This window comes from Mesorhizobium comanense (assembly GCF_005503535.1).
GTDB classification, from domain to species: Bacteria; Pseudomonadota; Alphaproteobacteria; order Rhizobiales; family Rhizobiaceae; genus Mesorhizobium; species Mesorhizobium comanense.
This window is the reverse complement of record NZ_SCNN01000008.1, coordinates 211533-237180: the sequence shown is the minus strand read 5'-3', so window position 1 is coordinate 237180 and position 25648 is coordinate 211533. Positions and strand designations below refer to the sequence as shown.

Sequence of the window (25648 nt, the reverse complement as noted above, 5' to 3'; positions counted from 1 at the left end):
GAAAGTTGCAGACCTGGCGCCGACGATCGTGACAGCTCCCTTCTCCCCGTCACTATACGGGGAGAAGGTGCCGGCAGGCGGATGAGGGGCAGCGCAAACCTCACGTTCATATCCACCAAGGGCACCTTACGGCGCCTTGATCTCCATCATGCCGGTGGCGGTGCGGGCCGAAAACTGCGGCCGGTACATGTCCTCCACCGTCGCCGCCGGATGCGCGTAGGTGCCGGGCGTCACGGCACGCACGACATAGGCGAGCGTCAGATTGTGGTCGTGGTCGCCGTCGGCGGGGTTGAATGCCGCGACGAAGCGGTCGTCGCGGAATTCCAGATGCGCGGCGTCGGTCTGCGCCAGCCACGAGAAGTTGGACAGCTGCGCGCTGGAGACCAGTCCGGGATTGTCGATCTCGAAGCCGGCCGGCAGAAGGTCGGTGACCAGCAGGCGCGACGGCCAGCTGTTCTGCTCGGTCACCTTGAGCACGACGACATAACGTTCGTTCTGGGTCGCCTCCGTCACATTGGCCTCGGTGCCATCGAGCTTGTAATAGGTACGGTCGATGGTGAAGCCGTCGCCGCCGGCCGGCAGCGGCTGGATCGGCGACGCCACGGTGGTGACGACGGCCTGCAGCGGGGTCTTGCCGGTGTTGGCGATTTCGAGCGGGCTGTCCACCAGGTCGGAGCCGCTGACCTGGTTGGAATAGCCGCCCGAATGCGGCGCGCCATTGACGGTCAGCGCGATCGAGTCGTTGCCTTCCTTCAACGCGCGGGCGGCCAGCAGCATCCAGGAATCATCCTGGGTGGTGGTCCAGCGCACTTCGGCGCGTTCCCGGGTCACCAGCTTGATCAGCTCCGGCACGATCGTCGAGACCGGCTTGGACTCCGCCGCCAGCGACAGCATCGCGGCGCCGTCACGCAGCGCCGAGCCATAGTCGGAGCGGTACCAGTCATAGTCGGTCTGCGACTTGGCCAGCTGCAGCGCGGTCTTGAACGTCGCCTCCGAGCGCTGCGTGTCGCCGTAGAGCGCCAGGCTCGCCGCCAGCTGGGCGACGGCCATCGGGCTGGAGAAGGCTTCGAGCTGGGTGTCGGCGTAGTAACGCAGATCGCCGATCGAGGCCTTCTTGTTGCGGGCCAGCACGTAGAGCGCGTAGGCGATCTCGCTGCCGCGGTCCTGTACGCTCTGATCGTAGCCGAGCGAGTTCTGCAGGTTGTTGAGCGCCTGGTTCATGGCGAGCGCCGGGACATCGTATTTCTGCTCCCGCGCCCTGGTCAGGAACTCGCTGACATAGGCGTCGAGCCACAGATCGCCGGAGCCGGGGCCCCACAGGCCGAAGCTGCCGCTGGAGGACTGGTAGCTCAGCACCTTGTAGATGGCGTCCTGGATGCGGTCATGCAGGTCCGGGTCGCTTTCCATGCCGATGCCCGACGCCATCTCGTTGACGTAGAGAAGCGGCATGGCGCGGCTGGTGGTCTGCTCGGCGCAACCATAGGGGTAGCGGTCGAGTGTCATCAGCAGCGATGGCACGTCGAAGGCAGCCGCCTGCGAAACGCCGACGCTGACCGACGCGCCGTCGAGCAGGCTGGCGGCCAGCAGTTCCTTGTCGACGCGCAGCGCGCCGCCATTGCCCTTGAGGTCGACCACGAGGCGCGTGGTGACCGGCAATTGCGCCGGTCGCACCGGCACGTAGAGCGTCTGCTCGACCTTGGTGCCGTCGGCATGCGCCAGCTTGATGGTCAGCGAGGCATTGCCCGGCGTTTTCGCGATCAGCGGCACGGTCAGCGTCTGGCGCTTGCCCTGGGCGAGCGTCAGCTTCTGGGGCAGGGGCTTGTCCCCCGTCGAGAGGTCTCCCGTCGTGTCGATCGACAGCGCGTAGTCGCCGGCGGGGCCGTCGGTGTCGGCGACGTCCAGCCGCATGACGGCGTTGTCGCCAGGGGCGAGGAACCGCGGCAGGCCGGCGGTGATCACTATGGGATCACGCACGATCACGTCCGACTGGGCATGGCCGACCGCTTCCTTGGTCCAGGCGACGGCCATGACGCGCACCGTGCCGTTGAATTGCGGAATGTCGAAGTCGATGCGTGCCTTGCCGTCGGCATCGAGCTGCACCGGGCCGGAGAAGAAGGCGACCAGCTTTTCGGTTGGCGGGCTGCCCTGCGTCTGCATGTTGGCGCCGTCGCCGCCGGTCCGAAGCTTGCCGGTGGTGCCGAGCGAGCCATCGATCAGGCGGCCATAGATGTCACGGATCTCCATGCCCAGCATACGCTGGCCGAAGAACCAGTTTTCCGGATCCGGAGCCTTGTAGTTGGTCAGGTTCAGGATGCCGACATCGACAGCGGCGACCATGACATAGGCGTTGGTGCCCGGCTGCACGCCGGCAACGGAAACCGGGATCGACAGCTGCTGGCGCGGCATGGTCTTGTCAGGCGGGGTCAAGGTGACCGCGAGCTTCTTGGCGCCGGGATCGACCTTAAGCCATTTCACGCCGATGGCGCGGGCCGGCATGCGCGTTTCCTGCGCATCGCCCGGCCGGAACAGGGTCGCCGTCACATAGGCGCCGGCGCCCCAGTCGTCGCCGACCGGGATATCGACGGTGCTGCCGCCGGCCGGCACTGACGCCGTGATGGTCTTCAGCAGCTTGTCGGAACCGATGTTGATCAGCAGTTCGCCGGCGAAATGCGGCGAGACCTTGAGCTTGGCGACTTCGCCGGCGGCATAATTGTCCTTGTCCAGGGCAATCTCCAGGCCGTCGGGAGTTTCGGTGGTCGTCGAGGCGACATACCAGCCCGCGTCGAACTCGTAGCTGGTCGCCGGGCCTTCCGGATCCGCGGTTTCGACCTCGAGCCGGTACTGGCCCCAGTCGACCGGAACGGAGACGGTGGCGTCGCGGTCGGCGCCAAGGTCGATCTGGCCGTTGGCGATCGACTTGGTGAAGGTGACCGGCTCGTAGCTCCACGAATTGTTGGAGCGGTACCACTGGTAATTGCGCTCGACCTTGACCAGCGTCCACTGCGCGCCTTTCAGCGCCTCGCGCTTGCCATCCGGATCGACCGCGATCAGGCTGAACTTGGCGGTGCCGCCCTGCGGCACCTCGCCATCGGCGAAATCCGGACGAATGCCGATCATATGGCCTTGCGGGCGGATGCCGATGTTGAGCGAGCGCTCGATGGCGCGCCCACCGGTCTCGCGCATGCGCACCGTCACCTTGCCGTCGACGAGCTTCGTGGTCGAAGGCAACTGGTCGACGGAGACCGGGAAGGTCGCCTTGCCGTCATCGCCAACCACCGGCAGATCGGTGAGCGGCGTGACCGTCGGTTCCGCCGACTGTTCGTCGGCGAGGCCGAAGGAGAAGTTGGGGAAACGGTCCCAGTCGCGCGAGGTCGACAGCGTCAACTCGCCTTCCAGGGCAAGACCCGCCGCCGGCGCGCCATAGAGGAAGCGGCCGTCGATGTTGATGTTGGCCGTTTCGCCGCGCGCGATCTCCTGCTTGTCGGCCTTCATGTCGAATTCGATGCGATCCGGCACGAAGTCCTCGACCAGGAACATCTGGCTGGCCACCGCCGGTTGCTTGGGATCGGTGTAGACCGAAACCGACCAGGTGCCGCGCATCGCATTGGGTTCGAGCGGCAGGTCGACGGCGTGGCCGCCGGCCGATGCCCCGTCGCTGACGATGCGACGGTCCTCGACGCCGTCGGGACGCGAGAAGATGAAGGTCAGCGGCAGGTTCTCCACCGCCTTGGCGGCGCCATCGCGGGCAAGGGCGGCGACATGGACATCCTCGCCGGCGCGGTAGATGCCGCGCTCGGTCCAGGCATAGACGTCGAGCGCGCCGGGTGCTGCGCGCCCGGTGACGCCACGATCGGAGAGGTCAAAGCCGGCCTTGGCCATGTCGAGGAAGACGAAGTCATTGTCACCCTGCTTGGCCATCAGCACGGCGGGCACCATGCCGCCGTCACCGCGCGTCAGGCCCGGGTTGAACACGGCGTGGCCCTCGGCATCCGACGTCGCGGTGCCGAGAACCTCGTTGTTCCTGGCAACCAGGGTCAGTTCGGCCCCCGCGATCGGCTTGGCGGAGCCCAGCGAACGGGCAAATACGTTCAACCCATCCTGGCCGGTATAGGTCGACAGGCCGATGTCGGAGACGACGAACCACTGCGTGGCCAGCGAATTGTAGCTGTCGCTCTTGTCGTTGACGGGTTGAGCGGTCAGCACATAGACGCCGGGCTTGCGCTGCGGCAGCGCCTCGTCGACCGGGAAGGACGTGGTGACCTCCTTGTTGAGGTCGTTGACGATGTCGAGCTGGCCTTGCCAGACCGGCGCGCCCATCTGCTCGGAAATGTTGGAGATGTCGTAGCCGTCGAGCTGGTGCAGGAACTGGTAGCCCGACAGAAGCTGCGCCAGCGAGCGGTCGCCGATGCGATAGAGCTTCATCTGGGCCGCGTTCATGTTGACGGTGACGACCGGAATGCCGCGGCGCGCGCCGGCCGGCAGCACGAAGCTGTCGCCGGTGAAGCGGGCGGACGGGGCGCGGTCCTGCACATAGATCGACAGCACGGTGGGCGCGGCGGTGACTTCGCCGATCGCGGCCGGCAGGCCGGCACGGAAGGTGACGTCGTAATGCTGGCCGTGTTGGAGCCCTTCGACGCAGATCTGCTTGTCCTTGGCCTCGACGCCCTTGGGCGGCGCGTTGTCGACGGTGACGAACTGAGCATAGTCGACGCCGGTCTTGACCAGCTCCTCGGAGAATTGGGCGCAGATGCGCGGCGCGCTGGTGTCGGCGTCGACGCTGTGGTCGATGACGCGGAAACCCTTGCGGGCTTTCAGATCGGCATAGTCGGCCTGGACGGCAGGCGAAGGCACCAGCGCAAGGCTCGCCTCATAGGCCTGCAAAGCGGGCCGGTAGAGATCGCGCTTGTCGAGGCCGGCGCCGAGCAGCGCCAACACATCCGCGCGGGTCTTGCCCGTGCGCAGCAGCTTGTAGGCATTGAAGGCGGCGGAGGTGCCGTTTGCCGGCAAAGTGGATGCTTCGGAGGTGTTGGCGGCGGGCTGCACGGCCAGCGTCTCGCGCGCCAGGTTGAGCCAGAGCTTGCCGTCGTCCGGCATCACCGAGACCGCGGCCTCGTATTTCTGCATGGCGGAGCGATGGTCGCCGGTCTGGACCGCCTGTTCGGCGGCGCCGATCAGGGCCGCCATGCCCTCGGTCGGCTTGTCGAAGGCCGGACCGAGCAGCTTGTTGCGGTACTGCTGGGCCTGATCGGCCATCCAGTTGGGGAAGAAGGCGAGTTCCGGCGGGGCGCCGATATCGGGATCGCCGTCGATGTTGACGATCTTGCCGGCCACCGCGCCGTTGAACGGCTTCAGCTGGTTATAGTCGGATTTGAGAAAGCACCATTTGGCCTTGGTGTTGTAGGTGAAGGCGCGACAGGCCGGATCGCCAAGGCATGTCGTCTTGCACTGGTCGAGGGTGACATTCTGGTCGGATCTGAGGTCAAAGCCGAAATAGTCGGAATTGTCCGTTGTCGCGATTCGCCGGGCTTCGGCCGCTTGCGCGACGCCGTTCCAGGCCAGGACATTGGCCCAGGCGACGAAAAAAAGGATAAGAATCGACAGACCACGAGCCGCGCGCATTGCCATAACACCCTCCGGACAATTTGCAGACGTCCGGACATGTTCAAGCTTCAGTCTGGCTTGTCAACGCGCGGACGCGGCAGGTTCCGCCTGCCAACGGTTTATTTTCCGGCCAAGGACCGGTATGCGGACAGTAACCTCCATAGGACGGGGATCACGCTTTCTTGCGGAAGCGCAGAAGGTGTGAATTCCAAGCCCGTCCTATTTCAGACAATTGGATTGTGGCCCCTTTACGAGCGCTTCAGAACTTCATTCCAATTTTAGTTTTGTAACCTAGGTTGTCTTAATGCCGGCGCATGAAAAGCAGATGTCAGGAAGGATCGCGCCAGGGCGCGCTCTTCCGCGCGCCCTGCTTTTGGCCATGATGTGCTCGACCGTTCTGGTTGCCGAATCAAGGTCCGTGGCCGCGTTCGAGATTTTCGGCATCAAGCTGTGGGGATCCTCCAGCGACGAGGATGCCGACATTGTCGACCCGCTCCGTTATTCCGTGACGATCTCGGCCCCGGACGCCGACAAGGACCTGGTCAAGAAGCTCGAAAACGCCTCGGCGCTGAAGAGCGACGAGAAACGCCCGGTGTCCGGTTCGCTCGGCCTGATGGCCAAGGCGCGCGGCGATCGCGAACAGCTTGTCGCCGCCCTTTATGCCGACGCCCGCTACGAAGGCGTCGTCACCGTCACCATCGACGGCAAGCCTCTCGACGACCTGCCGCCGGACGCCGAATTCAAAGGGCCGCAACCTATCCCCGTTTCCATCGACGTCGCGGCCGGCCCCAAATTCACCCTCGGCACCATCCGGCTGGAGGGCGACGCGGCGGGGCTGATGGGGGCCGATTACGGCCTGATCTCGGGCGGCGATGCCGGATCCGGCGCGGTGCTCAAGGCCGAGGCGCTGATCGTGCGGACGCTGAAGGAAGAGGGCAGGCCGCTGGCCAAGGTGACTGACCGCAAGATCGTCGCCGATCATGCCACCTCGACGCTCGACGTGACATTGATCGTCGCCGCGGGACCCGTCGCCGGCTATGGCGCGACCACGGTGGAAGGCACCGAGAAGGTCGACCGCGACTTCACCGAATACATGACCGGGCTGAAGCGCGGCAGGCAATATTCGCCACAGGAAATCAGCGACGCCCGCGACAGGCTGCTGGCGCTGGAAGTCTTCAACAGCGTGACATTGAAGGAAGCCGACAAGCTCGACGCCGACGGCAACATTCCGATCGGCGTCCAGGTCAGCGAGCGCAAGCCGCGCTATTTCGGCCTGGGCGGCACCTTCTCGAACACGGAAGGGCTCGGCCTGGAAGGCTATTGGGGGCACCGGAACCTGTTCGGCCAGGCCGAGAAGCTGCGCATCGACGGCGCTATCAGCGGCATCGGCAGCAACGATCTCTCCAGCCTCAACTACAATGCAGGCATCATGTTCGAGAAACCCGGCGTGATCGGGCCGGCCTCGAAATTCTTCGCCAACGTCAAGACGGTCTTCGAGCATCCCGACGCTTACGACCACTTCTCGGTCAAGGGCAGTGCCGGCCTGTCCTACGAACTGGACAAGAAGCAGACCGTGTCGGCGGAGGTCGCGCTCGACTATTCCCGGATCCGCGACGCCTTCGGCAAGCACACCTATCTGATCGCCAGCGTTCCGCTGCAATATGTCTATGACAACAGGGACAGCCGCCTCAACCCGACCCGGGGCTTCAGGGTGCTGGCCTATGCCGAGCCGAGCTATGACATCCTGAGCGGAGCCGCCTTCCTCAAGCTGAAGGGCGAGGGTTCGGCGTATCAATCGCTGGATACGGCCTCGAAGTTCGTGCTTGCCGAACGCGTCGCGGGCGGCTCGATCGTCGGCACCGGGCTCGAAAGCGTGCCGGCCGACCGGCGCTTCTACTCCGGCGGCGGTGGCTCGGTGCGCGGCTATGCCTATCAGGGCATCGGTCCGAAGGACTTCACCGGCCAGCCGACCGGCGGCCTGTCGTTCTTTGAAACTTCCGTCGAAATGCGCATCGCCGTCACCGACACGATCGGCATCGTGCCGTTCGTCGATGCCGGCACGGTGTCGACCAAATCGGTTCCCAATTTCTCCGACGTCAAGGTGGGCGCCGGCGTCGGCCTGCGCTATGTCACGCCGTTCGGACCGCTGCGCATCGACGCCGCCCTGCCGCTCAACCGTGGTCCCGGCGATCCGCGCTTCGGCATCTATGCCGGCATCGGACAGGCATTCTGAATGAAGACGGTGTGGCGCATCCTTCGCATTGTTCTCTACACGCTGCTTATCGTGGTCGCGGGCGCGGTCGGCGCGCTTGTCGTGCTGACCAAGACCGAGCGCGGACGCGACAATCTCGCCGCCATCATTTCGCGGCTGGCCTCGAGCGACGACCGCAAGGTCACCGTCAACGGTATAGATGGCATCTGGTCCGGAGCGCTCAGCGTCGACAATGTCGTGCTTGAGGATCGCAACGGCGCCTGGCTGGTGGCGCGCAAGGTGGCGGTCGACTGGTCGCCGATGGCGCTGTTGTCGAAGAATTTCAGCGCCGAGCGCATTGCCGCCGAGCGCATCGAACTCGCCCGCCTGCCGGTGGCCGGCAAGCAGCCGCCGGCACAAAGCGGCACGACGACCCTGCCGGTTTCCATAGACATCAAGCAGATCGACCTGCCGGAAATCGCGCTTGGCGAGCAACTGGCCGGCAGCGGTATCGCCGAACTCGCGGCGAAGGGCACCGTGAAGGTCGATGCCACGCCGCTGGCGGTGGAAAGCGTGCTCAACGTCACCCGCCATGACGGCAAGCAGGGCAATGTCGATGCCAACATCCATTTCTCGCCGGCCGACAACAAGCTCGACCTCGACCTCAAGGCGTCGGAGCCGGCAGGCGGCATCATCGCCAATCTGCTCAAGCTGCCCGGCGCCCCGCCCGTCGACATAGCGGTCTCGGGGCAGGGGCCGCTCGGCAATTGGAGCGGCACCGGCACTTTCGCCGTCGACGGCCAGGTGGTCACGCAACTGTCCGGCACCCACAAGCTGACCGACAAGGGCAATCACGTCACGGCCAAGGGTGACGGCGACTTCGCCCGCTTCCTGCCGGACAATCTGAAGCCGTTGTTTGCCGGCAAGACCAGTTTCGATGTCGCGGGCACCGCCACGGTGGCAGGCGGCGTCAGCATCGACCGGGCCAGCATCGAAAGCGATGCCGTGCACGGCACCGCGACCGGCATCGCCGATCCGGCGGGCGCCAGCGACCTTTCGGTCGAGATCGCCGCCAAGGGCGCGCCCGTGCAGATCACGGTGGGCAGCGCCGCGCAGCCGATCACGCTTGCGATCAGGAACGCCACCGCGCGCGCGTTCGGCGACGGCAAGGCGCCGATCGTCGACATCGGTGCTTCGCTGGCTTCGGTGGTGGCGGGCGGTACCCAGCTCAACGATCTGGCCGGGCAGATCCATTCCGACGGCTTCGACATTCAGAACCGCAGCGGGCCCCTGGCGGTCAAGCTGCAGGCCGGCGGCCTGAAGACGGACCTGGCGACGCTGGCGCCGCTGATCACCGGCAAGGTCGCTGTCGACCTCGCGGGATCGCTGAGCAAGGACGCCATCATCATCGACAAGGGCACGCTGCATTCCGATGCGCTCGACGCCGGCCTGACCATGACCGTGGCGCTGGCCGATCTGTCGGTGCAGCTCAAGATGAATGCCGATGCGGTGTCGACCGCCCTGCCGCCACAGATCAGCTCGGTGCTGGGCGAGCGGGTGAAATTCTCGGCCGCGGCGACCCGCGATCCGCAAGGCGGTTTCGCCGCCAATTCGATCTCGCTGACGTCGGGCTCGCTCAGCGCCAGCGGCACCGCCAGCGCGCAAGGCAGCGATATCCAGGCCGACATCAAGGGTACGCTGGGCGACGTCTCGGTGCTGTCGCCAATGGTCGGCGTGCCGGTCGCCGGCGGCCTGGATTTCGAGCTCTCGGCGACCGGCCCGCGTTCCGCGCCCGATTTCACCGTCTCCGCCGGCAGCGACAGCCTGACCGCCTCTGGCCGCACGGTAAAGGCGATCAAGCTGTCGGCGAGCGGCAAGGCCGACATCGTCAACCCGTCCGCCAACGTGTCGCTGACCGGCGCCGTCAACGATCAGCCGCTCAACGTCAAGGCGGCGCTGGTAACCAACGAAGGCAGGCGTTCGGTCAACGGCTTGCTGATCGCGCTCGGCGACAACAAGGTGTCGGGAGATCTCGCGCTCGACGACAAATTCCTGCCTTCGGGCACCCTGACGCTCGCCGCGCCCGCGATCGACCAGCTGGCGGCGCTCGCCGGCCAGGCGGTGACGGGCGATATCGATGGCACCATCAATTTCGCCAAGGAGGGCGACGCCCCGTCTGTCGCCATTGATGCGAAAAGCAACTCGGTCGCGCGCGGCGACGTGACGGCCAAGGCGATCGCCATCAACGCGCTGATAGCCAATTATCTCAAGGCGCCGGCCATTTCCGGCACCATCAAGGCCGACGCGGTCATCTCGGGAACAACCGAAATCGGCGGCATCGGCGTCGACCTGAAGCGCGACGGCGACTGGACCAATTTTACCGGTGGCGCCACGATCGCCGGCATTCCGGCGACCGCCGCCGGCCGGGTGAAAATCGCCGGCGGCACCACCAATGTCGAGATTGCCTCGGGCGAGGCCACGGTTCGCGGCATCAAGGTCGCAATCGCGGCTCCATCCTCGCTCTCCATCGCCAACGGCACGGCCAGCATCGACAGCCTGGCGCTCGACGTCGGCGGCGGTTCGGTGACGCTGTCGGGCACATCAGGCCAGACGCTCGATCTCGCTGCCACGTTCTCGGACCTGCCGGCGGCCCTTGCCAATGAATTCGCGCCGGGCCTCGATGCGGCCGGAACGCTGGGCGGCTCCGCCCAGGTAACGGGAACGCCGGCTGCGCCGGAAGTCCGGTTCGACGCAAAGCTCGCCAACCTCGAAACCAGCCAGACCCGCCAGGCGGGACTGGGCTCGCTGGCTCTCGATGCCGCGGGCATCTACACGATGGCCGGCGGAGTTGCCCTCGACCATGCCAATCTTTCCGGCGACAAGATTTCCGGCAAGGCCACCGGCACCATCAATCCCAACGGCGCCAGCGATTTTGCGCTCGACCTGACGTCTGCGGGACCAAGCCTGCCACTGACGGTCGGCAGTGCCGAAAGCCCGGTTCGGCTGAAGGTCCAGTCGCTGTCGGCGAAAGTGTCGGGCGAAAGCACGCAGGCCCGCCTCGACCTCTCCGCCATCCTTCCGTCGATCTCCACCAGCCCGGCCAAGGTGGACGGTCTGGTCCTCGCCCTGCATTCGGATGCGTTCGACCTGAAGAACCGCGCCGGCCCGGTCTCGGGCACGGTGTCGGTGGACAAGGTCGGGCTCGACAATCCCGCCATCGCGCCGCTGATCGCCGGCAAGGTGACGGCGGCGCTCAGCGCCAGGCTGAGCCCGGACGGCGTCGCCATCGACAGCGGCTCGCTGAAGAGCGATGCGCTGAGCAGCCAGGTTGCCGGCAATGTCTCGCTGAGCGACGGCACCATCGACCTCAAGCTGAACGCGGACGCGCCCTCGTCAGCCTTGCCGGGCGCGGTGCGCGGCATGCTGGGCGAACGCGCCCAGATCAGTGCCACGCTGAAACGCGACCCCAAGGGCGGCATCACGGTCGACGACCTCAAACTCGCTTCCGGAGCGCTGAACGCGGCTGGTCAGGCGAGCCTCGCCGACAACAAGGTGGCGGCTGATGTTACTGGCGCGCTCGGCGACATCTCGGTGCTGTCGAAGGACGCCAAGGGCGCCATCGCCTTTGCGCTGAACGCCCAGGGGCCAGCCATGGCGCCGGACCTGTCGCTGACGGTCAACAGCGATCGGCTGCTGGTGGCGGAACGCGAGATCACCGGCCTGAAGCTTACCGCTACCGGCAAGGCGGACGTAGCCAACCCGGCCGCGAATGTGCAACTGACCGGCAATGTCGCGGGGCAGCCCCTCCAGGGCAATGCGGTGCTTGCGACGGCGAACGGCAAGAGCGCCATCAACGGGCTGCTTCTGTCGCTTGGCAAGAACAAGATCTCGGGCGACCTGGCGCTGGACGAAAAATTCGTGCCCGAGGGCACTATAGCGCTCGATCTGCCCGACATCGGGCCGCTCGCCGCGCTGGCGCTGGAGAAGGCCGAAGGTGATGTGCGCGGCACGATTGCCTTCATCAGGAATGGTGAGGCCCCGCAGGTTGCGGTCAAGGCGACCACCGCTTCGATCACGCGTGGCGACCTCCAGGCGAAAGCCGTTTCGGTCGATGCGTTGATCGCCAACTATCTCGTCGCGCCCGTGATCTCCGGCAAGGTGCGCGCGGACACCGTCACATCGGGCGGCACGGATATTCGCGGCATCGACGTCGACCTCAAGCGCGACGGCGACTGGACGGGCTTTTCCGGCGGCGCAACAGTCAAGGGCATTCCGGCCAGGGCGGCTGGCCGCGTCAAGGTGGCCAACGGTACGACGACCATCGAGCTCGCCTCCGGGGATGCGACCGTGCAGGGCATCAAGGCGGCGATCGCCCAGGCCTCGACGATCAGCATTGCCAACGGCACGACCACCCTCGACCGGCTGGTGTTGAACCTTGGCGGTGGTACGGCGACGGTGACCGGCAAGGTCGGGCAGGCGCTCGACATCAATGCGACGCTGGCGCGCGTGCCGATGTCGCTCGCCAATGGTTTCTCCCCAGGGCTCGACGCCGCCGGTTCCATTTCCGGCACGGCCAAAGTGACCGGCGCGCCGGCCAATCCGTCGGTGGCCTTCAACATAGATGCGTCCGGTGTCCAGACGTCGCAAACCAGGGGAGCGGGCGTCGGGGCGGTCAACGTATCGTCTTCAGGCACTTTCGCCGCCAACAAACTGACCTTCAACGCCAATGTGAGCGATGGGGCGGGACTTGGCCTCAAGGGCGGCGGCACCGTGACGATGGCGGGTACGCCTGCGCTGGTGCTCGATTTCAATGGCGCGGTGCCTTTCGGTCTTCTCGCCGACAAGCTCGCCGCGCAAGGCCTGTCACTGACGGGAACCGCCAATGTCAATGTCCAGGTGCGCGGGCCGGCAACGTCGCCCGTCATCGGCGGCAGCGTCAAAACCTCGGGCGCGCGGCTGGTCGACGCGAATTCCGGGCTTGCCGTCAACGATATCGCCGCCGACGTCTCGATCGGCGGCGGGGTCGCGCGGCTCAACCGGCTGACCGGGACGCTGTCGACGCGCGGCAGCCTTTCGGCCAGCGGCACGGTCGGGATCAACCCGGCGCAGGGCTTTCCGGCGGACCTGTCCATCAAGCTCACCGACGGCCGCTATACGGATGGGCGCGTGGTGACGGCCAATCTGGGCGGCGACCTGACCATCAAGGGGCCGCTTGCGTCGGCGCCGGCAATTTCCGGCACCGTCAACCTCGCCAAGACCGTCGTCACCGTTCCGGACAAGTTGCCCGGCTCGCTTTCGGCGCTCGACGTCAAGCACAAGAACGCGCCGGCGTCCGTGCGCGCGCAGGACAAGGCTCTGCGCCCGGCGACGACCAGCGGCAAGGGCGGCGGCAGTGGCCTGGCGCTGGACGTGACCGTCAACGCGCCGAACCAGATCTTCATCCAGGGCAGGGGCGTCGACGCCGAGCTCGGCGGCTCGCTCCGGCTGACCGGCCCAGCCTCGTCGCCGCAGGCGGTCGGCACCTTCACCCTGCAGCGCGGGCGGCTGTCGATCCTGGGCAAGCGGCTGACCTTCACCGAAGGCACGGTCGGCTTCTCCGGCTCGCTGGTGCCCTATCTCAACCTGACGGCGACGACGACCACCACCAGCGCGACGGTCACCATCGTGGTGTCGGGCGAGGCGACCAATCCGAAATTCACCTTCAGCTCGGTGCCGGCGCTGCCCGAGGACGAGGTGCTGGCGCAGCTGATCTTCGGGCGCTCGATGTCGAATCTGTCGCCGCTGCAGATCGCGCAGCTGGCCGAAGCGGCCGGGCAACTGGCCGGCGTCGGCGGCTCGACGTCGCTGCTGGAGAACCTGCGCAGTGCCATCGGCGTCGACGACCTCGATGTCACCACCGACGACCAGGGCGGCACGGCGGTCTCTGCCGGAAAATATCTCAACGACCGCACCTATGTGACGATCCAGAAAGGCGACAAGCCGGGATCGGGCAAGGCGACGATCGACCTCAATGTCGGCAAGGGCGTGAAGCTGCGCGGCGAGGCGAACGACGCTGGCGAGGCCAAGGGCGGCATCTTCTACGAGAAGGAATATTGACCGGCTGGCCCTCACCATGGCCCGGGCTGGCGCTGTCGTAACCTCCGTAAATGTATCAATTTAATCGCTTGGCGAGATTCTGGCGGAATCTGGGCGCACTAGCAATTTTGCGCCAAGACTGTCGCTATCACGCGAACCGCCCCCCTTCCAAAGTTGCACATTCGCTAACATGTTCCCAATCCATGTCGTCTTTGACATCATGGCCTGGATGCGGAATGTTAATCGGCGGAAAGCCAACAATGGGAGTTAGTCATGACAATCTACAAGAGTAATGGCGACAGCGTTCCGAATCACATCCTGGCCATGGCCGAAGAAGCCAAGTCGGGTAAGGTCGATCGCCGCGAATTCCTGGCGCTCGCCAGCATCTTCGGCGCGTCGACGGCCATGGCTTACGGCCTGCTCGGCCTTGCCGCCCCGACCCCGGCCAAGGCCGAGGATGTCCAGGGCAAGAAAGGCGGCGTGCTGAAAGTGGCGATGTCCGTCAAGGACCCCAAGGATCCGCGCACAGCCGACTGGTCTGAGATCGCCAATGCTGAACGCCAGGCGCTTGAGCCGCTGGTGAAGTACACCCACCAGTATACGTTCGCGCCCTATCTCCTGGAGAGCTGGGACATCAACGACGACGCCACCGAATACACGCTGCATGTGCGGCCGGGCGTCGAATGGAACAATGGCGACAAGTTCACCGCCGACGACGTCATCTACAATTTCACCCGCTGGGCCGACAAGAACGCGGCGGGCAATTCGATGCCCGGCCGCCTCGGCAGCCTGGTCGACGAGAAGACCAAGAAACTGAGCGAGGGCTCGATCGTCAAGGTCGACGACATGACGGTCAAGCTGAAGCTCGCCAAGCCCGACATCGCGCTCATCGCCAACCTGACCGACTATCCGGCGCTGGTCGTGCACAAGACCTTCGACGAGAAGGGCGCCAACTTCAAGAACTGCCCGATCGGCACCGGACCGTTCGAACTCGTCTCCTACGATGTCGGCCAGAAGGTGGTCTACAAGCGCCGTACCACCGGCAAGTGGTGGCAGGGCGAAGCCTTCCTCGACGGCGTCGAGTTCATCGACTACGGCACCGATCCGGCCGCGACGGTGTCGGCCTTCGAATCGGGCGAAGTGCAGACCAACCACGAGACGACCGCCGACTACGTCAAGATCATCGAAGGCGTCGGCGCGCCGGTTTCCGAGGTGGTGACGGCCGCCACCGTGGTTTCGCGCTTCAACGTCAATGCCAAGCCCTATGGCGATCAGAAGGTGCGTCAGGCGATGTGCCTGGCCGTCGACAATTCGGTGGTGCTGCAGCTCGGCTACGGCAATGCCGGCACAGCGGCCGAAAACCACCATGTCGCGCCGATCCATCCGGAATATGTCAAGCTGCCGGAGGTCAAGCGCGATATCGCCAAGGCCAAGCAGATGCTGACGGAAGCCGGCGTGATCGACTTCGAACACGAGCTGATCAGCAATGACGAGGACTACCACAAGAACACCACGGACGCGATCGCGGCCCAGCTGCGCGAGGCCGGCATCAAGGTGAAGCGCACCGTGCTGCCGAGCTCGACCTTCTGGAACGACTGGACGAAGTATCCGTTCTCGGAAACCAACTGGAACATGCGTCCACTGGGCATCCAGGTCATCGCCATCGCCTACCGCTCCGGCGAAGCCTGGAACGAGACGGCCTACGCCAATCCGGACTTCGACAAGAAGGTCAACGAGGCGCTTGGCATCGCCGATGCGGAAAAGCGCAAGGTGGTGATGAAGGATATCGAGACGATGCTGCAGGAATCCGGCATCATCATCCAGCCGTACTGGCGCAAGCTCTACATCAACATCAAGCCCGAGGTGAAGAACCACTCGATGCACCCCACCTACGAGCATGATTTCGGCAAGGTCTGGCTCGACCAGGCGTGACCCACGGCTTGACGGATACGAAGGGTGCAAACCCTTCGTATCCGCAAGGATCGTCGCCGTTGCAACAGATGCAGCGGCGGCGTGACGTCACAAGCTTTTCGAAACAGGGTTGACCATATCTGACCCCAACCCGGCCGGCAGGGGGGCACAATGTTCACATTCATCATCAGACGCATCGGCACGATACTGCTTACGATGCTGTGCCTGACGCTGGTCGTCTTCTTCCTCGTCAATCTCGAACCCAATCTGAAGAAGCTGGCGATCAGCCAGACCGAAATGCACACATCGGCCGAACAGCTCGAAAGCTGGCTGGTCGACCATGGCTATCGCCAGAACTTCTTCGCCCGCTACGGCCAGTGGCTTGGCGTCCTGCCCAAGCAGCCGGTGACGGATCCGGCGACCGGCAAGCCGGCGCAGCGGTTCTCCTTCTGCAACGACCCGACGACGCCGACATTCTCGGGCGTGCTCGAGGGCGATTTCGGCTGTTCGACCAAATTCAAGACTACCGTGGCCGCCAAGCTGTTCCCGGCGCTCGGCGCCACCGGCATCCTCATGCTCTGCGTGCTGGGGGTGATGGTGCCGGTCTCGCTGCTGATCGGGATTCTGGCCGGCATGCGCGAGGGTTCGCGCACCGACCGCGTGCTGTCGGTCGCCTCGATCGCTTCGACAGCGACGCCTGAATACGTGTCGGGCGTTATCTTCACCGTCATCTTCGCTTCGTGGCTCGGGTGGCTTAACGGGTCGGCCGCGTCGGCCAGCCAAGGCATCACCTTCTACAATTTCACGCTGCCGGTGATCACGCTCGCCATCTACGGCATCGGCTATATCGCGCGCATGACGCGCGCCTCCATGGTCGAGGTGATGACGCAGCAATATATCCGCACCGCGCGGCTGAAGGGACTTTCGTTCGGCAACGTCGTGGTCAAGCACGCGCTTCGCAATGCGCTGATCGCGCCGTTCACCGTCATCATGCTGCAGTTCCCCTGGCTGCTCACCGGCGTCGTCATCGTCGAAGTCATGTTCCGCTACCAGGGTTTCGGCTACACGCTGGTCGAGGCGGCCGGCAACAACGACATCGATCTTCTGCTGGGCTGTTCGCTGGTCTCGGTGTTCATCGTGCTCATCACGCAGCTCATTTCCGACGTCGGCTACGCGTTCCTCAATCCGCGCATTAGGGTCCAGTAGGGGGAGACGGGGTATGCAAGCTCAATATATCGGCGCCTCCGCCATCATCCTCGAAGTGCTCTGGCGCTTCTGGCCGGTCTGGGTCGCGCTCGCCATCGTCATGGGATCGAGCTTCATCTACAAGAAGAAGCTCGCGCTCTATGGGCAGCTGTTCGACAGCGGCGTCGGCATTGCAGGCGTCTTCATCTGCCTGTTCTGGCTGTTCACCGCGATCTTTGCCTCCACCATCTCGCCCTTCGATCCGCTCGGCCAGATCCCGATCATGAAGGACACGCTGCCCGGCGCCATCGAGCCGCAATCGGGTCTCGCTTATCTCTTCGGCGGCGACAAGCTGGCGCGCGATGTCTTTTCGCGCATGGTCTATGGCAGCCAGATCGTGCTGATCATCGCGCCGGCCGCGACCGGCTTTGCGCTGATGGTCGGCATCACGCTCGGCCTGCCGGCCGGCTATTATGGCGGCAAGATCGATTCCATCCTGTCGTTCCTGGCCAACCTGGTGCTGGCTTTCCCGGTCATCCTGCTGTTCTACCTGCTGGTCACGCCGGGGATCATGGACACGCCCATCCCCTACGCGCTGGCCGGCGTCTTCTTCCTCTTCCCGATCATCTTCTTCTGCGTGCTGTTCTGGACGCGCTACAAGAACCGGCCGGACCGCATCTACATCCTGCTCGGGCTGACGCTGCTGATCGGTGGCTGGATCTATCTCGGCCTGGTGTTCGACAAGGACCCGCTGAAGATCGTCCATATCGATCCCAACCAGCTCAACATCTTCGTGGCGGTGGTTTTCGCCTCCAGTCCCGGCGTGTTCCGCATCGTGCGCGGCCTGACGATGGACATCAAGACGCGCGACTATGTGGCGGCGGCGCAGACGCGCGGGGAATCGCCCTGGTACATCATGCTGTGGGAGATCCTGCCCAATGCGCGCGGTCCGCTCATCGTCGATGCCTGCCTGCGCATCGGCTACACCACCATCCTGCTCGGCACGCTGGGCTATTTCGGCCTCGGCCTGGCGCCAGAGAGCCCGGACTGGGGCACGGCGATCAAGGACGCCAGCCGTCTGCTGCGCTCCTTCATCCATCCGGCGCTGCCGCCGACGATCGCGCTGATGAGCTTCGTGCTGGGACTGAACCTGCTCGCCGACTCGCTGCGTGAGCAATCGATGAAGGACTGATCCGCGGGTTTCGACCCGGCGGCCGAAAGAACAAGGATTGGAGCGACCCATGAACGAGGCAGTTCGAAATCCGGCAAACCCGGCCAATGCGCCGATCATCGAGATCGAGAACCTGTCGATCTCCTTCTTCACCCGCAAGGGCGAGATACCGGCGGTGATGGATTTTTCCTGCACGGTCATGCCGGGCGAGGCGATGGGCATCGTCGGTGAGTCCGGCTGCGGCAAGTCGACCGTGTCGCTCGGCATCATGCGCGACCTCTCCAACATCGGGAAGATCGTCGGCGGCAAGATCAAGTTCCAGGGCAAGGACATGGGCGAACTGTCCGAGGACGAGCTTCGCTCCATCCGCGGCAACAAGATCGCCATGATCTACCAGGAGCCGATGGCGAGCCTGAACCCGGCGATGAAGATCGGCCAGCAGCTGATGGAAGTGCCGCTGATCCACGACAAGGTGTCGAAGGAAGAGGCCTACAAACGCGCGCTCGAAATGGTGCGCTCGGTCAAGCTGCCCGATCCCGAGCGCATGATGCGTTCCTATCCGCACCAGCTCTCAGGCGGCCAGCAGCAGCGCATCGTCATCGCCATGGCGCTGCTGTCGAAGCCGGCATTGCTTCTGCTCGACGAGCCGACCACGGCGCTCGACGTGACGGTGGAGGCGGGCATCGTCGAACTGGTCAAGGGGCTTGGCGAGAAGTTCGGCACCTCGATGATCTTCGTGTCGCACAATCTCGGCCTCATCCTGGAGACCTGCGACCGCATCACCGTGATGTATTCGGGCGAGGCGGTGGAGACGGGCAAGATCAAGGATGTCTTCGACCGGATGCGCCATCCCTACACGCAAGGGCTGTTCCGCTCGATCCCGCTGCCGGGCGCGGACAAGAATTCGCGGCCGCTGATCTCGATCCCGGGGCAGCTGCCGCTGCCGCACGAGCGGCCCAAGGGCTGCAATTTCGGTCCGCGCTGCCACCATTTCGTCGAGGGCGTCTGCAACGCCGCCGAGATCCCGATGGTCGAAGTCGCCGGCCATGAAGGTCACTTCTCGCGCTGCGTGCGCTTCAACGAGATCGACTGGGAGGCGCTGCCGCCCGGTGCCAAGAAGGTCAACGAGAAGGTGCTTCCCGGCGCGCCGGTGCTCAAGATCGAGGATCTGCGGAAATACTACAGGGTCGGCGGCAGCGAGGTGTTCGGATCGAGCGAGGGCCGCGTCGTCAAAGCCAACGAGACGATCTCGTTCACGGCGCGCGAATCCGAAACGGTCGCCATCGTCGGCGAATCCGGCTGCGGAAAGTCGACACTGGCCAAGGTGCTGCTCGGGCTCGAGACCGCGAGTTCCGGCAGCGTGACGCTCGCCAACAAGGAGATCCAGTCGACCGGCATCGAAAGCCGCAGCGTCGACACCGTGTCGTCAATCCAGATGGTGTTCCAGAACCCGTTCGATACGCTGAACCCCAGCCATTCGGTCGGCTCGCAGATCATCCGCACGCTGGAGAAGTTCAATGTCGGCAAGACGGTCGCCGACCGGCGCAAGCGCATGCTGGAACTGCTCGATCTGGTGAAGCTGCCCAGGGCGTTCGAGACGCGCAAGCCACGCCAGCTGTCGGGCGGCCAGAAGCAGCGCATCGGCGTGGCGCGCGCCTTCGCCGGCGATGCCAAGGTTGTGGTGGCGGACGAGCCGGTCTCGGCGCTCGATGTGTCGGTGCAGGCGGCTGTCACCGAACTCCTGATGGACATCCAGCGCAAGAACAAGACAACGATGCTGTTCATCAGCCACGATCTGTCTGTCGTCCGCTACATCGCCGACCGCGTCGTCGTCATGTATCTCGGCTATATCGTCGAACAGGGCACGACTGACCAGATTTTCGCGCCGCCTTATCATCCCTATACCGAGGCACTCCTGTCGGCGATCCCGATCGCCGACACCAGCGTGGTCAAGAAGCATATCGTGCTCGAAGGTGACATCCCGTCGGCGATGAACCCGCCCTCCGGCTGCCCGTTCCAGACACGCTGCGGCTACAAGAAGCTGGTGCCGGACAATCTGTGCGAGACCAAGGTGCCGCCGGTGAAGAACCTCGGCGACGGCCATATGAGCCTGTGCTGGCTGGCCGACGACGTGCTGGCCAAGATGGAGCCGGTGATCAAGTTCGACAAGGACCATGCCGCGCATGAGGGCGTGCCTGGTGATGCGCACGGCACCACGCCGGGTTTGGCCGGGACGCAGCCCAACCGGCCGCATGGCAAAACGAGCAGCGCGGAAGCCGACCAGATCGGAGACGCCGTGGAGCAGGGCGAAGCTGGCATGCGAGCTCGTCGCCACGAAGTCCGCGACGAGGTCTCAGAAACCGGTGTGTCAAAGCCAAAGGATACGACAAGGCGGCACTGACGCAGGCCGTGCGTCAGTTGCCGCACTGCCTTAGCTGCGCATCATAGTCTCGCGCCATCTTGTCCGTCGCCCGGGCATAGCTCTGGACGCCGGCGTCGCCGCGGTTGCCGCGGCCATAGGCGGTCCAGCCGAGATAATAGGCGAGGTAGAGATTGTAGGTGTCGTTGCGCGCGACGCCGTATGTGTCGGCTGTCTTGGAATGATACCAGCCGACGAAGTCGATGGCGTCCGCGAATTTCGTGCGGCGCGCCGTCCAGTTGCCGGTTTCCCGTTGATATTGCGACCACGTCCCGTCCAGCGCCTGCGAGAAGCCGGTGGCCGAGGAAACGTGCTTCCACGGGATAAAGCCGAGCAGTTTGGTGCGCGGCGGCCGGGCATTGCTCTTGAATCCGGATTCCTTGCGCACCGTCGCCATCAGCACGGAAACCGGCACGCCGTATTTCTGCTCGGTGTGCTGGGCGGCCGACTGCCAGTTGTCGAACCAGCCGTCGTTCTGGTCGAAGACGGCGCAGACATTGTTGATATGACTGGGCGCCGTCGCGCAGGCCGAAAGCGCCAGCAGCAGACCAACCGCTACAATTTTACTAAAACTCGACCTACGCATTGGATGAGCAATAGGCCGAAATCATAAAAGGAATCTTGCCGAGCCCGTTAACGCTTCGGCGTGGCGAATGCACGCGCAGTATCCGACGCTGATAATCCGACACAATCTGTCGTTTTTTATAAAATCACATGATAGAAATGCCGCCTTGGCTAAAATCACGCCCGCAGATGGCGTATTTCTGACAGCTAGACCTCATCGCCGGGGCTTTGATGCCGGGATGACCGAGCCAAGACGCAAGCGCGGCGCCGAGCGCACCAGAAACCGGGGACCAGCGCCCATACCGCAGCTGCCGCCCCGGCGCGTCAGAAATCCCTATCCGCCCATGGCGCTGCTGTCCGCCGATCAGATCGAGGCGATCCATCAGGCGTCGATGCATATACTGGAGAATTTCGGCATCGAGGTGATGAGCGGGCGGGCGCTGTCACTGTTCGAGAAGGCAGGCGCGAAAGTCGATCATGCCTCGGGCAATGTCCGCGTCGATCGCGGCATGGTCGAGGAGGCGCTGAAGACGACGCGCTCGGCCTATACGCTGACACCGCGCAACCCGGCCAATACAGTGCATCTCGGCGGCGACACCATCAACTTCACGCTCGTTGCCGGGCCGCCCAATGTGCATGACATGGAGCGTGGCCGCCGCGCCGGCAATCTCGGCGACTATGCGGACCTGACCCGGCTGGCGCAGCATTTCAACTGCGTCCACATGCTCGGCAACCAGGTCTGCGCGCCGATCGAGCTGCCGGCGAATTCCCGCCACCTCGACACCTATTTCACCAATCTGACGCTGACCGACAAGAGTTTCCATGTCTCGGCGATCGGCCGGGGCAGGGCGCTGGACGGCATCGAGATGATGGCGATCGCGCGCGGGCTGACCCTGGAGCAGATGCGCGACGACCCCGGCATCGCCACCATCATCTCGGTCAACTCGCCGCGCCGTTTCGACGAGATGATGGCCGAAGGGCTGATGACCATGGCCGAGTTCGGCCAGTCGGTGGCGGTGACGCCGTTCACGCTGATGGGGGCGATGAGCCCGGTGACGCTGGCAGGCGCCCTGGCGCAGCAGAACGCGGAGGCGCTGTTCGGCGTGGTGCTGACGCAGCTGGTGCGGCCGGGCGCGCCGGTCATGTACGGCGCCTTCACCTCCAATGTCGACATGAAATCGGGCGCGCCGGCCTTCGGCACGCCGGAGAACACCAAGGCCAACGTCGCTTCGGGGCAACTGGCGCGGCGATACGGGCTGCCTTACCGCACGACACCCGGCTCGGCCTCGAACGCCGCCGATGCCCAGGGCGCCTATGAGACGCTGATGGCGCTGTGGGGCGCGGTGCTCGGCCACGGCAATCTTGTCTACCATGCCGCCGGCTGGCAGGAGGGCGGGCTGACGGCGTCGTTCGAGAAATTCATCATCGATGTCGAAATGATCCAGCACATGATGGAGTTTCTGCGCCCGATCGTGGTCGACGAGGCCGAATTGGCCGTCGAGGCGCTGGGGGCTGTGCCGACAGGTGGCCATTTCTTCGGCGAGCCGCATACGCTGGAGCGCTACGCCACCGCCTTTTACCAGCCGATGCTCTCCAACTGGCAGAATTTCGAAGCCTGGCAGGAGGCCGGCGGGCTGGACACGACCGCGCGCGCGACGCGGCTGTGGAAGAAGGCGCTGGAAGACTATGTCGAGCCGGTCCTGGACCCGGCGATACGCGAGGCGCTCGAAGCCTACGTCGCCCGGCGCAAGGAAGCGATCGGGCAGGGCGAGCCGTGATTTTGACGTCGGCGCGAGGCACCTCCCTCTGCCCTGCCGGGCATCTCCCCCTCAAGGGGGGAGATTGGCCCTCATATCTGCCTTCGCCAATCATCAACGTTGAAAAGAAGACGGCGCCATTCCCGATGCTGATCTCCCCCCTTGAGGGGGAGATGGCCGGCAGGCCAGAGGGGGGTGCCTGGCGCTGCCCTTCTGATTCACTTTATCTCCCCAACTCACTGATATCAGAGAAAAACTCATGAAATCGCATGCAAAGGTCGTGGTCATTGGCGGCGGTGTCGTCGGGTGCTCGGTGCTGTTCCATCTCGCCCGTCATGGCTGGACCGATGTGGTGCTGCTGGAGCGTGATGAGCTGACCTCCGGTTCGACATGGCATGCGGCCGGGGGCATGCACACGATCAATGGCGACCCCAATGTCGCCAAGCTGCAGAAATACACGATCAACCTCTACAAGGAGATCGAGGAGCTTTCCGGCCAGGCGACCGGCGTGCATCTTACCGGCGGCGTCCTGCTGGCGGCGACCGAGGCGCGGCTCGACTGGCTGCGCGGCGTCGTCGCCAAGGGCCGCTATCTCGGCATCGACCTCGAAGTGATCTCGCCGAAGGAAGCGGCAGAGCTGATGCCGCTGCTCGACCCCAAGCAGTTCGTCGGCGCTGTCAGAAACACCGAGGACGGCCATCTCGACCCTTCCGGCGTCACCCACGCCTATGCCAAGGCGGCGCGAAAACTCGGCGCCGAGGTCGAGCGCTTCACCAAGGTCGAGGACATCGTGCGGCGGCCCGACGGCATGTGGCGCGTCATCACCAACAAGGGCGAGGTGGTGGCCGAGCATGTCGTCAATGCCGGCGGCCTGTGGGCGCGCGAGGTCGGCCGCATGGTCGGGCTGGAACTGCCGGTGCTGGCCATGGAGCACATGTACCTGATCACCGAGGACATGCCGGAGGTCGCCGCCTGGAACGCCAAGACCGGCACCGAGATCATGCACGCCGTGGATTTCGACGGCGAGCTCTATCTGCGCCAGGAGCGCGGCGGCATGCTGATGGGCACCTATGAGAAGGCCAACAAGCCGTGGTCGGAATTCTCCACGCCCTGGAATTTCGGCCATGAATTGCTGGCGCCCGACATCGACCGCATCGCGCCGTCGCTGGAGGTTGGCTTCCGGCATTTCCCGGCCTTCCAGAACACCGGCATCAAGCAGATCATCAATGGGCCCTTCACCTTCGCGCCGGACGGCAACCCGCTGGTCGGGCCGGTGCGCGGCCTGCCGGGCTTCTGGGTCGCCTGCGGCGTCATGGCCGGCTTTTCGCAAGGCGGCGGCGTCGGCCTGGCCCTGTCCAACTGGATGATCGAGGGCGATCCGGGCGCTGACATCTGGGCCATGGATGTGGCGCGCTACGGCGACTGGGCTGGCATGGCCTACACCAACGCCAAGGTGCGTGAAAATTATTCCAGGCGTTTTTCGATCCGCTTCCCCAATGAGGAACTGCCCGCCGGGCGGCCGCTGAAGACGACGCCGGTCTACGACCTGCTGTCGGCGAAAGGGGCGCAGTGGGGTGTCGCCTATGGGCTGGAAGTGCCGCTCTGGTACGCGCCGGACGGCGTCAGGGATGAGTTTTCGTGGCGCCGCTCCAGCGATTTTTCCCATGTCGCCAAGGAGGTGGCGGCTGTCCGCGACGGCGTCGGCCTGTCGGAGATTTCGAGCTTCGCCAAATACAAGGTGACGGGCGAGGGCGCGGCTGAATGGCTCGACCGCATGCTTGCCTGCAAACTGCCGAAACCGGGCCGCATGACGTTGGCGCCGATGCTGAAGGAAGACGGCAAGCTGATCGGTGACTTCACGCTTGCCAATCTCGGCGACGAGGGCTGGTTCCTCGCCGGTTCGGGAATTGCCGAGCAATATCATATGCGCTGGTTCGAAAAGCATCTGCCACACGATGGCTCGGTTCGCATCGAGGCGCTTGGCTCCAGCCTTACCGGCCTTTCGATCGCCGGACCGAAGGCACGCGATGTGCTGGAGAAGGTCAGCCGGGCCGATGTGTCGAACGCCGCCTTTCCGTTCATGGCTATCGGCCGGATGGATATCGGCATGGCGCCATGCCTGGTCGGCCGCGTGAGCTACACCGGCGATCTCGGCTATGAGATCTGGGTGGCGCCGGAATACCAGCGTGCTGCCTGGCAGGCGCTGATGGCGGCCGGCGCGGAGTTCGGCATCGGCCTGTTCGGTTCGCGCGCGCTCAACGCGCTGCGGCTCGAAAAGAACTATGGCTCATGGGGCCGCGAATACCGGCCGATCTACGGGCCGCTGGAAGCAGGACTCGATCGTTTCGTGGCCTATGGCAAGGAAGCCGATTTCATTGGCAAGGCGGCTGCGCTGGCCGAGCGCAAGCAGGGAGGCAAGCTCCGGCTGCGCGCCTTCATCGTCGATGCTGTCGACGCCGATGTCATCGGCGACGAGCCGATCTGGTTCGGTGGCGCCGTGCGCGGCTGGGTGACATCAGGCGGCTACGCGCACCATTCGAAGAAATCGGTCGCTGTCGGCTATGTGCCGAAGGAGATCGCCGAGGAGAGCGACGGCTTCGAGATCGAACTGCTGGGCAAACGCCACGCGGCGCGTATCCAGGCAGCGCCGCTGTTCGATGCGAATTTCGAACGGATGCGGGGGTGATCCGGCTAGGTCTTGTCTGACGCCGCGACTGGTCGCGTCCAGGCGGCCCGGATCCGTCGGGACCAAGGGCGCCTGGGCGTCGCAGACC

10 protein-coding genes are annotated in these 25648 nt (G+C 64.7%); 8 read left to right on the top strand and 2 right to left on the bottom strand.

The genetic code is table 11. The annotated features are described in order from the left end of the window. Positions 1-126: 126 nt before the first annotated feature. Entirely contained in the window at positions 127-5625 is a 5499-nt protein-coding gene (locus tag FFS37_RS16455) for an alpha-2-macroglobulin family protein (RefSeq protein ID WP_137932000.1), read from the bottom strand. A gap of 280 nt (positions 5626-5905) precedes the next feature. Between FFS37_RS16455 and FFS37_RS16450 the strand changes: the two genes are divergently transcribed. From FFS37_RS16450 to FFS37_RS16425, 6 genes are all read left to right on the top strand, one after another. Further along, positions 5906-7834, top strand: coding sequence for an autotransporter assembly complex protein TamA (locus FFS37_RS16450; RefSeq protein ID WP_137931999.1), 1929 nt, complete (start codon positions 5906-5908; stop codon positions 7832-7834). Then, positions 7835-13888 (top strand): translocation/assembly module TamB domain-containing protein, encoded by a 6054-nt coding sequence (locus FFS37_RS16445; protein ID WP_137931998.1) that lies wholly within the window; start codon positions 7835-7837, stop codon positions 13886-13888. Between the two features lie 252 nt (positions 13889-14140). Next, positions 14141-15799, top strand: a complete 1659-nt coding sequence (locus FFS37_RS16440) for an ABC transporter substrate-binding protein (protein WP_137931997.1) — start codon at positions 14141-14143, stop codon at positions 15797-15799. Between the two features lie 150 nt (positions 15800-15949). Further along, positions 15950-16984: an ABC transporter permease gene (locus FFS37_RS16435; protein WP_137931996.1), complete on the top strand. Its 1035-nt coding sequence runs from the start codon at positions 15950-15952 to the stop codon at positions 16982-16984. Positions 16985-16997: 13 nt separating this feature from the next. After that, positions 16998-18155 carry an ABC transporter permease gene (locus FFS37_RS16430; protein WP_137931995.1) on the top strand — a complete coding sequence of 386 codons (1158 nt, stop codon included), beginning with the start codon at positions 16998-17000 and terminating at the stop codon, positions 18153-18155. Between the two features lie 49 nt (positions 18156-18204). Then, positions 18205-20535, top strand: coding sequence for a dipeptide ABC transporter ATP-binding protein (locus tag FFS37_RS16425; protein WP_137931994.1), 2331 nt, complete (start codon positions 18205-18207; stop codon positions 20533-20535). Between the two features lie 13 nt (positions 20536-20548). On the opposite strand, the gene FFS37_RS16420 is transcribed toward FFS37_RS16425, so the two are convergent. After that, complete coding sequence (locus FFS37_RS16420; protein WP_137931993.1) at positions 20549-21139, bottom strand: transglycosylase SLT domain-containing protein; 591 nt, start codon at positions 21137-21139, stop codon at positions 20549-20551. Positions 21140-21356: 217 nt separating this feature from the next. Between FFS37_RS16420 and FFS37_RS16415 the strand changes: the two genes are divergently transcribed. Both FFS37_RS16415 and FFS37_RS16405 read left to right on the top strand, forming a co-directional pair. After that, on the top strand, positions 21357-22895 hold the full coding sequence (locus FFS37_RS16415; protein ID WP_137931992.1) for a trimethylamine methyltransferase family protein: 1539 nt from the start codon (positions 21357-21359) through the stop codon (positions 22893-22895). 238 nt (positions 22896-23133) lie between these two features. Continuing rightward, entirely contained in the window at positions 23134-25560 is a 2427-nt protein-coding gene (locus tag FFS37_RS16405) for a GcvT family protein (protein ID WP_137931991.1), read from the top strand. Positions 25561-25648: the final 88 nt, after the last annotated feature.